The following is a 10,481-nucleotide window of genomic DNA, read 5'->3' as shown; positions in this document are numbered from 1 at the left end:
TAAGGCAGCAGGTTTTGATCCTGCCATGCGTTGGTTCGAATCCAGCCGCCCCTGCCATTTTCCTTATACTCATCCAGGTATACCCTCAGCCTCCAGGTACTGCGCGTGTCCAAGATGATGGTCTTTACGGGGAACGCTAACCCCGATCTGGCTCGGCGTGTCGTACGTCAGCTGCATATCCCTCTCGGTGACGTCTCTGTCGGTAAATTCTCCGACGGTGAGATCAGCACTGAGATCAATGAAAATGTCCGCGGTAAAGACGTCTTCATTATTCAGCCGACCTGTGCCCCGACCAACGATAACCTGATGGAACTGGTAGTGATGGCCGACGCCTTCCGCCGCTCCTCAGCATCCCGAATCACCGCCGTGATTCCTTACTTCGGATACGCCCGCCAGGACCGCCGTCCGCGTTCGGCACGTGTAGCCATCAGCGCCAAAGTCGTCGCTGACATGCTCACTGTCGTGGGTATCGACCGTGTTCTCACCGTCGACCTGCACGCTGACCAGATCCAGGGTTTCTTCGATATCCCGGTCGACAACATCTACGGTTCGCCCGTACTGGTCGACGATATCGAAGACCAGCGTTTCGAGAACCTGATGATCGTCTCCCCGGACATCGGTGGTGTCGTGCGCGCACGTGCCGTCGCCAAGTCCCTGGGTGTCGACCTGGGTATCATCGACAAACGCCGTGAAAAGGCCAACCACTCCGAAGTCATGCACATCATCGGCGACGTCGAAGGGCGCACTTGCATCCTGGTAGACGACATGGTCGATACCGCCGGCACCCTGTGCCATGCGGCCAAGGCACTGAAAGAACACGGCGCGGCCAAGGTTTATGCCTACTGCACGCACCCTGTCCTCTCGGGCCGTGCGATCGAGAACATCGAGAAGTCGGTACTGGACGAGCTGGTGGTGACCAACACCGTTCCGCTGTCCGCCGCTGCTCAAGCCTGTGACCGTATCCGCCAGCTGGATATCGCACCGGTAGTCGCTGAAGCGGTGCGCCGCATCAGCAATGAAGAATCGATCAGTGCGATGTTCCGCTAAGCGGAATACGTGTTGATATGAAGCGCCCCGCCCCAGCATGTGTTGGGGCGGGGCTTTTTTGCCATCCCCGTTGGCGCTGGTCGCAAACGCCCTCGGGGGGCTATTTTGGAGAAACAAAATGACTGATTTCACTCTGAACGCCCAAGTGCGTAGTGACCTGGGGAAAGGTGCGAGCCGCCGCCTGCGTCACTCGCTGAACATCCCGGCCGTTGTATACGGTGGCGATAAAGAAGCTCAATCCCTGACCATCGTGGCCAAGGAAATTGCCAAGCTGTTCGAAAACGAAGCTGCCTTCAGCCACGTTATCGAGCTGAACGTCGACGGCGCCAAGCAGAACGTCGTAGTCAAGGCCATGCAGCGCCACCCGGCCAAAGGCTTCATCATGCACGCCGACTTCGTTCGCGTCGTTGCTGGCCAGAAGCTGACCGCTGTTGTTCCAGTGCACTTCATCAACGAAGAAGCCCCGGTCAAGAAAGGCGGCGAGATCTCGCACGTTGAATCGCAGATCGAAGTTTCCTGCGAAGCCAAAGACCTGCCTGAGTTCATCGAAGTCGACCTGGGCAACGCTGAAATCGGCACCATCATCCACCTGTCGGACCTGAAAGCTCCGAAAGGCGTAGAGTTCGTCGCTCTGGCCCACGGTGATGACAAAGCTGTTGCCAACGTTCACGCGCCACGCGTTGCTCCAGAAGCTGAAGAAGGCGCCGCTGAGTAATCCACTCGCGCGCCGGTGTTGATCGGGTTACAGTGCCGCGCACCGTAACCCACCAACTCCAAGGAAGAGCCCCTACGTGACCGCCATCCAGTTGATCGTCGGCCTGGGTAACCCCGGCCCCGAATACGAACAGACCCGGCATAACGCAGGGGCTCTTTTCGTTGAACGCATTGCCAGCGCCCAGCGCGTCTCCTTGACCGCTGACCGCAAGTATTTCGGCCTGACGGCTAAATTCAGCCATCAGGGCAACGACGTTCGTCTGCTCATCCCCACCACCTACATGAACCGTAGCGGCCAGTCCGTGGCGGCTTTGGCCAATTTCTTCCGCATCAAGCCGGAAGCGATACTGGTGGCGCATGACGAACTCGACCTGCCTCCAGGCGTCGCCAAGCTCAAGCGCGGCGGTGGCCATGGTGGGCACAACGGCCTGCGCGACATCATCGCGCAGCTCGGCAACCAGAACGACTTCCACCGCCTGCGGCTTGGCATCGGCCACCCGGGTGACGCCAAACTGGTCTCCAACTTCGTCCTGGGCCGCGCGCCGCGCGCCGAGCAGGAGAAGCTCGACGCCAGCATCGATTTTGCCCTCGGCGTGCTGCCGGACGTGCTTGCCGGCGACTTCGCCAAGGCAATGCGCGAGCTGCACAGCCAGAAGGCCTGATTTCCTAGAGAGGGGAATACCCATGGGTTTCAATTGCGGCATCGTCGGCCTGCCCAACGTCGGCAAGTCCACCCTGTTCAACGCCCTGACCAAGTCTGGCATCGCGGCGGAGAACTTCCCTTTCTGCACCATCGAGCCGAACAGCGGTATCGTGCCGATGCCAGACGCGCGCCTGGCTGCGCTGGCGGAAATCGTCAAGCCTAATCGCATCCTGCCGACCACCATGGAGTTCGTCGACATCGCCGGCCTGGTGGCCGGTGCCTCCAAAGGTGAAGGCCTGGGCAACAAGTTCCTCGCCAACATCCGCGAGACCGACGCCATCGCCCACGTGGTGCGCTGCTTCGAAGACGAAAACGTGATCCACGTTTCCAACAGCGTCGATCCCAAGCGCGACATCGAGATTATCGACCTGGAGCTGATCTTCGCTGACCTGGACAGCTGCGAGAAGCAACTGCAGAAGGTCACCCGCAACGCCAAGGGCGGCGACAAGGAAGCCCTGGCGCAAAAGGCAATCCTGGAAAAGCTGATCCCGCACTTCACCGAAGGCAAGCCGGCACGCAGCCTGATGAAGAACATGGCCGACGACGAGAAAGCCGTCATCCGTGGCTTCCACCTGCTGACCAGCAAGCCGGTGATGTACATCGCTAACGTGGCTGAAGACGGCTTCGACAACAACCCGCACCTGGACGTGGTCAAGGCCATCGCCGAAGAAGAAGGCGCTGTCGTGGTGCCGGTGTGCAACAAGATCGAAGCCGAGATCGCCGAACTGGACGACGGTGAAGAGAAGGACATGTTCCTCGAGGCCCTGGGCCTGGAAGAGCCTGGCCTGAATCGCGTGATCCGCGCCGGTTACGAGCTGCTCAACCTGCAGACCTACTTCACTGCCGGCGTGCAGGAAGTGCGTGCCTGGACCGTCCGCATCGGCGCCACCGCGCCTCAGGCGGCCGGTGTGATCCACACCGACTTCGAAAAAGGCTTCATCCGCGCTGAAGTGGTGGCCTATGACGACTTCATCCAGTTCAAGGGTGAAGGCGGTGCCAAGGAAGCCGGTAAGTGGCGCCTGGAAGGCAAGGACTACATTGTCAAAGACGGCGATGTCATGCACTTCCGCTTCAACGTCTGAGTTGTAAGCACGGGCTTGATACAAGCCGAGTAAAAAACCCTTGAGCCTCGCGGCTCAAGGGTTTTTTTTGGGATGTTCACAGGGCTTTGCTGATACGCCTGGGCGGATGTCTGGATTGCTGAGGCCTGCGCAGGACAATTCCCAAGCTATCTTGAATTGAAGCATTCGGTTTCAAGTTGGTAATTGGCTTACATCTGGGGGCTGCGCAGTGGCGCCCATTCGGGCCAGCCCACTAAAAGCACTTTCATGCGACCTCCGCCCAGGAGCCACCACCATGCATGAAACACCGCCCCGCCCCAGCTTCGACTGGCAACGCTGGCTTCCTGGGCTGGCCACCCTGATGCACTACCAGCTCGCCTGGCTGCCCAAGGACATCGCTGCCGGGCTGGTGCTCACCACCATGCTGGTGCCCGTGGGCATCGCCTATGCCGAAGCCTCCGGTGTGCCCGGCATCTACGGCTTGTATGCGACCATCATTCCATTGCTGGCCTACGCCTTGTTCGGCCCCAGCCGAATCCTGGTGCTCGGCCCGGACTCGGCGCTGGCCGCGCCGATCCTCGCCGTGGTGGTGCAGTACGCCGCCAGCGACCCACAGCGAGCCATTGCCGTCGCCAGCCTGATGGCCCTGGTGGCCGGCGCCTTCTGCGTGATCGCCGGCCTGCTGCGCCTGGGCTTCATCACCGAGTTGTTGTCCAAGCCTATCCGCTATGGCTACATGAACGGCATCGCGCTCACCGTGCTGATCAGCCAGTTGCCCAAGCTGTTCGGCCTATCGATCGACAGCCAGGGGCCCCTGCGCGACTTGTGGTACTTGGCGAAGACCTTGATCGCCGGCCAGGGGCACTGGCCCAGCTTTGCAGTCGGCGGCGCCAGCCTGGCGTTGATTCTGCTGCTCAAGCCCTACAAGCGCCTACCGGGCATCCTCATCGCCGTGGTGCTCGCCACCCTGGCGGTAAGCCTGTTAGACCTCGACCAGATGGGCGTGAAAGTACTCGGTGAACTACCCCAGGGCTTGCCCAGCTTCGTCTTTCCCTGGGTGACCGACATCGACCTGGTCGAGGTACTGCTGGGCGGTATCGCCGTGGCGCTGGTGTCGTTCGCCGATACCAGCGTGCTGTCACGCACCTACGCGGCGCGCCTGAAAACACCGGTCAACCCGAACCAGGAAATGTTCGGCCTAGGCGTGGCCAACCTGGCCTCCGGGCTGTTCCAGGGCATCCCGATCAGCAGCAGCTCGTCGCGTACTCCGGTGGCCGAGGCGGCCGGCTCAAAGACCCAGCTTACCGGCATCATCGGTGCGGTGGCTGTGACAATCCTGTTGTTGGTCGCGCCCAACCTCCTGCAACACCTGCCCAACAGCGCACTGGCCGCAGTGGTGATCGCGGCGGCACTGGGGCTGTTCGAGTTTGCCGACCTCAAGCGCATCTTTCGCATGCAGCAATGGGAGTTCTGGCTGTCGTTCACCTGCTTCGTGGGGGTTGCGGTGTTCGGCGCCATCCCCGGCATCTGCATTGCCGTGGCGATTTCGGTGATCGAGTTCCTGTGGGATGGCTGGCGACCGCATCATGCGGTGCTCGGGCGGGTGGACGGCACCCGCGGCTACCATGACGTGCAGCGTTATCCACAGGCTCGCAGAGTACCGGGGCTGGTACTGCTGCGCTGGGATGCGCCGCTGTTCTTCGCCAATGCCGAGCAGTTTCAGGCCACGGTGCTGGCGGCGGTGGATGAGTCGCCTACCCCCGTGCAGCGGTTGGTGATCGCAGCGGAACCGGTGACCAGCATCGATATCACTTCGGCGGACATGCTGGCCGAACTCGACCGGGCGCTGGAGGCCCGGGGAGTCGAGTTGCAGTTCGCCGAGATGAAGGACCCGGTGAAAGACAAGATGAAACGGTTCGAATTGTTCCAGCACATGGGCGAGACGGCGTTTCACCCCACTGTCGGTGCTGCGGTGGATGCTTATCTGCAGGACACCGGGGTGGACTGGAAGCCATGAGCCGCTAAACGGCGCTGAGCCGACGCCGGTCAAGCCATATCAGCAGGGCACTGGCATACAGCGACACGGCCAGAAACAACGCCATGCGCACCGCAAACGCCCGGTAGACGTCCTGGCCGGCTGCACTGTCCTGCACTGACTGCCCCAGCAGGATAAGCAGCGTGGTCAGGCAACTCACCCAGTACGCCGGGCTGTGCCGCGTGCTTACCACGCGGTAGAGCCTGCGCCCCTGCCACAGCGTGAACAGCAGCACCCACAGGAAAAACATCCACACGTGCACGAACACGCTCAATGCCGCCCACATGAGCATCGCCAACACCCCCGCCAGCACCGTCGAGCCTATCAGCTCACGGCTGGCATGCCGGGCCCGGGTCTCGCCAGCCTGCTGCCCAAGGCTCACCGCCTTCATGATAAGCGGCATGAACGCGTCGGGCGCGATCAGCGCCAGCAGGAACGCCGGCATGACGATCAGCGTGGCACGCAAGGCTATCCAGCCGACATCGGCGCGATCGGGCAATGGCGGCGCAGGTTGCGCAGGCGCATCCGCAGGTTCTGGAACCAGCACATGGGCCAACGCCGTCCCCAGCACCGCCAGCAGCATGCCCTTGGCCATCGCCTCGACCACCATGAGCGCCAGGGTGAAATCGCTGGTACCGGCAGCGGCGATCATGGTCAGGCCAACCACCAACAGGTTGGCCAGCAGGCCGTTGCCACCCTTGAGCGCATAGCGCAACACCAGAAATACCCCCACACCGACCAGCAACACGCCACTCACCGGCGCATGGCGCAACAGGGGTATCAGCAAAAGGCCGCTGCCACAGCTGAGCAACACCAGTATCGCCAACATCGGTGCGGCCTTGATCGGCAACGGCTCGCTGCGCATGGCCAACAACAGCACTGCGAACACCGGCGCAAGTATGGGCACCGGCAGGCCCAGGCCAAAACTCGCCACCAGGCATAGCGCCACGCCCAAGGCCAGGCGCAGCGCGCGCAGGCGTCGCAGCTCAATAGGCATAGGACAGCCAGCTCATCAGCCACATGAACACACGCCCCAGAAGGTTCAAAGGGTTACCTTCGCCGGGCAGGGCCATGACTTCGGCCTGACCGCCCACACGCAGCCCGGACCTGTCTGCAAGTTGGTCTCGGTCGAGCTCGACGATCACCGGGAAGCGCTGCGCCGAGCGTAGCCATTCGCGGCTGTTCTGTACGGTCGGCAAGGCGCCCGGCGGCGTACCCTGCCCCACACTCACGCCATAGCCGATGCTGCGGATATGCCCTTGCAATACCTTACCGGGCATGGCGTCCAGCACCACCAGCACCGGTGTACCAGGGCGCAGACGACCGAGGTTGTTCTCGGTCATGTCGGCGCTTATCCACACGTCGTGGATGGCGATCAGGGTCATCATCGCACTGCCGGCGGGAACATAGTGGCCCACGTCAGTGCGCAGGTCAGTGATCAGCCCATTGGCATCGGCGCGCACCACGGTGCGGGCCAGGTCCAGGCGGGCCTTTTCGACATTGGCCGCCGCACTGCGCAATTGCGCGTTGTCCGCCTCCACCCCGCCTTGCTGCTCCCGCGCCCGTTCGACTTCCGCACGGGCTGCCGCCACCTGGCTGATGGCCTGGTCGCGGGTCGCCTGCGCCCCTTCAAGGCGACGGACAGACACTGTACCTGGGTCTTCTTCGATCAGCCGTTTGAGCCGCTCGGCATCCTGGCGGGCCTTGCGCTCGTTGGCCTGGGCCGCCACCAAGGCGGCCTTGGCCGAGTCAATGCCGGCGGTATTGGCGCCGATCTGCCGGCGTACCGTATCCAGATCTGCCTGGGCGCGGGTCAAGGCAATGCGGTACTGCTCCTGATCCAGCTCGAACAGCACATCACCCTGGCGCACTTGCTGGTTGTTGCCCACCGCCACGCGCTTGACCTGCCCGGCAACTTCAGCGGCCACGGGCACCACATAGGCTTGCAGACGAGCCTGCTGGGTGTAAGGCGTGAACCGGTCGGCAAGCAGGTACCAGACCAGGCTCACGATGATCAGCACCAACACCCAGTGCATGGCGCGGTCAGGGGGCGTGTCCACGGCGTCACTCATCAGGGCTCACCTTGTTCAGGGTCGGCGGGGGCCGGCTCGTCCAGCAGGTCACCCCAATCGGTACGGTTTTCCATCTGCTGGCGAGTGGCCGGGTCAACGGGCTTGCGCTGGTTGTCCCAACCACCGCCCAGCGCTTTGTACAGCGTCACCAGGCTGCTCACTGCGTTGCCCCGGCTGACCAGGTAGCCGTCCTGCTGCTGCAACAGCAGTTGCTGGGCATCGAGCACGCGCTGGAAATCGGCAAAACCTTCCTGGTACTGGGCGCTGGCCAGGCTCAGCGAGCGCTGGGCGGCCTGCGAGGCCTCCTGGCGAATGCTGGCGCTCTGCAGCGAACGCACCAGGCCACTGGCGGCGTCATCGGCCTCACGCGCAGCTTCACGCACCCCTTGCTGGTACAGCTCGATCAACTGCTGCAGGCGCGCATCCTCGACACGCACGGCATTCTTGCGGCGACCGTAGTCGAAGGGGCTCCATAGCAGGCTTGGCCCGGCAGCCAGGTCGAAGGTGTTGGGCAGTTGATTGGCCGATACGAAAGTCCAGCCGATGCTGCCCAGCAGGCTCAGCTGTGGATAAAGATCCGCGGTGGCCACCCCGACGAGTGCCGACTGCGCCGCCACGGCTTGCTCGGCGGCACGAATGTCGGGGCGCCGCTGCAGCAGGCTGGCGGGCACGTCCTGCAACACAGCCCGGTCCAGCAGTGGTAACTGGCCGTACCGCGCAGCCAGCTGCGGCAACGGCCCGGGCGGCCTGCCGAGCAATGCGCAGAGCACATTGCGCAAGGCATTGAGCTGGTTTTCGAACTCGGGAATCGTGGCCTGAGTTGCCAGATACTGGGTACGCGCCTGCTGCCAGTCGAGCTCGTCGTTCTCGCCGTGGCGGAACAGCCGCTCGGTAATTTCCAGGCTACGCGCCTGGCGCCTGGCGTTCTCCGTTGCGATCTGCAGCCGCGCCTCGGCGGTGCGCAGGGCAAAGTAGGTGTCGGCCACCTGCGCACGCATCAGCAGCATGGCGTCGGCGTAATTGGCCTGGGACGCGAAATAAGCGGCATCGGCGCTTTCGATGGCGCGGCTGAAACGCCCCCAGAAGTCGATCTCCCACCCGATATCGAAACCCACGCTGGACTGCCAGAACACCGAATCGCGGGCGCTGTCGGTGCCGGACTGGTCCTGTTTGAGGTACAGGCTCTGCCCACGCAGTTGCTGCAACTGTGGATAACGCCCGGTCTGGACGATGGCCAACTGCGCCCTGGCCTCGGCGACGCGCAGGCCGGCCAGGCGCAGGCTGGTGTTATTGGCGTCGGCCTCGGCGATCAGTGCGTCCAAGGCCGGGTCGGCAAACACTGCCCACCACTGGCGCAGCTCCGGCTGCTCAGCCCTGCGCTGGGCCTGCTCGAGCAAGGGCGTGCTCCAGCTGTCCAGCCACGGGTGCCGGGGAGTCTCATAGTCCGGGCCGACCTGGGTGCAACCGGCCAGCACCATCAGCAGGCTCAACCCACAGCAGCGCCTGGGCATGGCAGGCCTTGGCTCAGGCTGCCGGCGGCGCGGGTTGCTCCGGCACCTGCAAGGCCACCCATTGCCAGAACAGCACGTAGGTCACAGCGAGGATCACCGGGCCGAGGAACAGCCCGATGATGCCCTTGACCACCATGCCGCCCAGCGCACCGATCAACACCACCGGCATCGGCACATCCACCCCGCGGCCCAGCAACAAGGGTTTGAGCACGTTGTCGGCAAGCCCGGCGACGAAGGTGTAGACAGCGAACACGATAGTGACCACGGTGAAGCCCTCGACGTTGAGTACGTAGATGATCACCGGCAACGTGATCAACGTCGCCGGGGCCTGAGCGATGCCCAGCATGAGGATGAGAATGGCCAGCATGCCGGCACCTGGGACGCCTTTGATCACGAAGCCCACACCGATCAGCAGCATCTGGATGAAGGCGATGCCGATCACCCCTTGCGCCACTGCACGAATGGTCGCGGTGCACAACGTGGCAAGCGGCTTGCCCCGCTCTTGACCAGAAATCCGCATAGCGATGCGCTGTGCTGCGATTTCGCCACGATCACCAAAAGCCATGATCACGCCGGAAATGATGATTGCGCCGACGAACAGCAGGAAGGCCCCGCCGGCACTGGCCGCCGCACCCAATGCCGTACGCCCGGCGCTCTTGAGCTGGGGCATCCATTGCGCAATCACATCGGCCAGGTTCTCGGAGGCTGACAGCCACAGCGCATGGACTTTCGGCCCGATCAGTGGCCAGTTGGCCACAGAGTCGGGCGGCACCGGCACGCTCCAGCTGTCGCTCCTGATCAGCGACACCAGGTGGTCCACCGATTCACCGATGGACATCACCACCAGGTAGATCGGTACCAGCAACACCACCAGCACCAGCAGCACCACCAGTGTCGCCGCATAGCCGTCCTTGAAACCTGAACCACGCTTGATGCGTTGGTACAGCGGATACAACGTCACCGCCAGGATCACCGACCACAGCATCAACTCCAGAAATGGCTGGAAAACCTGAAAGGCAAAAAGCACCAGGGCAGCCACCAGGCCTGCCTTGATGAGCACATCGAGCAGGCCCCGTGACCGGGCGCTGTCCAGTTTGATACTCGGCTGCATGACTCATCTCCTCGTGCTCAGTGCGCCAGGGGGGCGCGATTCAGTGGTCCGTTCTGGGTGCAGGGTGCGAGGTATCGCGCTCAGGCAGCTGTCGCGCCAGGGCCATCATCACCAGCGGCACCACCGCCATCGAGAGGGTGATCGCGAGCACCAGCAGGTCGTGCACCTGTCGAGTCAGAACGTGATGTTCGAGCGCCATTTTGAATACGACGAACGCAAACTCGCCG

9 protein-coding genes and 1 pseudogene are annotated in these 10,481 nt (G+C 62.9%); 5 read left to right on the top strand and 5 right to left on the bottom strand.

Going from position 1 to position 10,481, the window contains the following annotated elements; genetic code table 11:
- The first annotated feature begins 105 nt into the window (after nt 1–105).
- From BLX42_RS01260 to BLX42_RS01240, 5 genes are all read left to right on the top strand, one after another.
- Entirely contained in the window at nt 106–1,047 is a 942-nt protein-coding gene (locus BLX42_RS01260; protein WP_003247410.1) for a ribose-phosphate pyrophosphokinase, read from the top strand.
- Nucleotides 1,048–1,165: 118 nt separating this feature from the next.
- Complete coding sequence (locus BLX42_RS01255) at nt 1,166–1,762, top strand: 50S ribosomal protein L25/general stress protein Ctc (protein ID WP_012316267.1); 597 nt, start codon at nt 1,166–1,168, stop codon at nt 1,760–1,762.
- A gap of 76 nt (nt 1,763–1,838) precedes the next feature.
- Nucleotides 1,839–2,423: an aminoacyl-tRNA hydrolase gene (pth, locus tag BLX42_RS01250; RefSeq protein ID WP_008099045.1), complete on the top strand. Its 585-nt coding sequence runs from the start codon at nt 1,839–1,841 to the stop codon at nt 2,421–2,423.
- Between the two features lie 22 nt (nt 2,424–2,445).
- On the top strand, nt 2,446–3,546 hold the full coding sequence (gene ychF / locus BLX42_RS01245) for a redox-regulated ATPase YchF (protein WP_046784567.1): 1,101 nt from the start codon (nt 2,446–2,448) through the stop codon (nt 3,544–3,546).
- A gap of 274 nt (nt 3,547–3,820) precedes the next feature.
- Nucleotides 3,821–5,542 (top strand): SulP family inorganic anion transporter, encoded by a 1,722-nt coding sequence (locus BLX42_RS01240; protein ID WP_046784568.1) that lies wholly within the window; start codon nt 3,821–3,823, stop codon nt 5,540–5,542.
- 4 nt (nt 5,543–5,546) lie between these two features.
- On the opposite strand, the gene BLX42_RS01235 is transcribed toward BLX42_RS01240, so the two are convergent.
- From BLX42_RS01235 to BLX42_RS01215, 5 genes and pseudogenes are all read right to left on the bottom strand, one after another.
- The gene (locus BLX42_RS01235) at nt 5,547–6,557 is read right to left on the bottom strand and encodes a DUF2955 domain-containing protein (RefSeq protein ID WP_161870973.1); all 1,011 of its coding nucleotides are present in this window, start codon (nt 6,555–6,557) and stop codon (nt 5,547–5,549) included.
- Nucleotides 6,547–7,632, bottom strand: coding sequence for an HlyD family secretion protein (locus tag BLX42_RS01230; RefSeq protein WP_046784570.1), 1,086 nt, complete (start codon nt 7,630–7,632; stop codon nt 6,547–6,549). The genes BLX42_RS01235 and BLX42_RS01230 overlap by 11 nt, the downstream gene beginning before the upstream one ends.
- On the bottom strand, nt 7,632–9,143 hold the full coding sequence (locus BLX42_RS01225; RefSeq protein ID WP_161870972.1) for an efflux transporter outer membrane subunit: 1,512 nt from the start codon (nt 9,141–9,143) through the stop codon (nt 7,632–7,634). The genes BLX42_RS01230 and BLX42_RS01225 overlap by 1 nt, the downstream gene beginning before the upstream one ends.
- A 13-nt stretch (nt 9,144–9,156) precedes the next feature.
- Nucleotides 9,157–10,254, bottom strand: coding sequence for an AI-2E family transporter (locus BLX42_RS01220; RefSeq protein WP_115273855.1), 1,098 nt, complete (start codon nt 10,252–10,254; stop codon nt 9,157–9,159).
- Between the two features lie 40 nt (nt 10,255–10,294).
- Nucleotides 10,295–10,481, bottom strand: a pseudogene (locus BLX42_RS01215) (portal protein); the annotation flags it as partial.

It is taken from the genome of Pseudomonas sp. SG-MS2 (genome assembly GCF_009933855.1).
Lineage (GTDB): Bacteria > Pseudomonadota > Gammaproteobacteria > Pseudomonadales > Pseudomonadaceae > Aquipseudomonas > Aquipseudomonas putida_E.
Note: the sequence above shows the minus strand (reverse complement) of the source record. Positions and strands in the feature narration are given on the sequence as shown.

Coding starts and splice junctions, on each gene's coding strand:
- BLX42_RS01255 (WP_012316267.1), top strand. CDS start 1,166: ATGACTGATTTCACTCTGAACGCCCAAGTGCGTAGTGACCTGGGGAAA.
- ychF (WP_046784567.1), top strand. CDS start 2,446: ATGGGTTTCAATTGCGGCATCGTCGGCCTGCCCAACGTCGGCAAGTCC.
- BLX42_RS01240 (WP_046784568.1), top strand. CDS start 3,821: ATGCATGAAACACCGCCCCGCCCCAGCTTCGACTGGCAACGCTGGCTT.
- BLX42_RS01235 (WP_161870973.1), bottom strand. CDS start 6,557: ATGCCTATTGAGCTGCGACGCCTGCGCGCGCTGCGCCTGGCCTTGGGC.
- BLX42_RS01230 (WP_046784570.1), bottom strand. CDS start 7,632: ATGAGTGACGCCGTGGACACGCCCCCTGACCGCGCCATGCACTGGGTG.
- BLX42_RS01225 (WP_161870972.1), bottom strand. CDS start 9,143: ATGCCCAGGCGCTGCTGTGGGTTGAGCCTGCTGATGGTGCTGGCCGGT.
- BLX42_RS01220 (WP_115273855.1), bottom strand. CDS start 10,254: ATGCAGCCGAGTATCAAACTGGACAGCGCCCGGTCACGGGGCCTGCTC.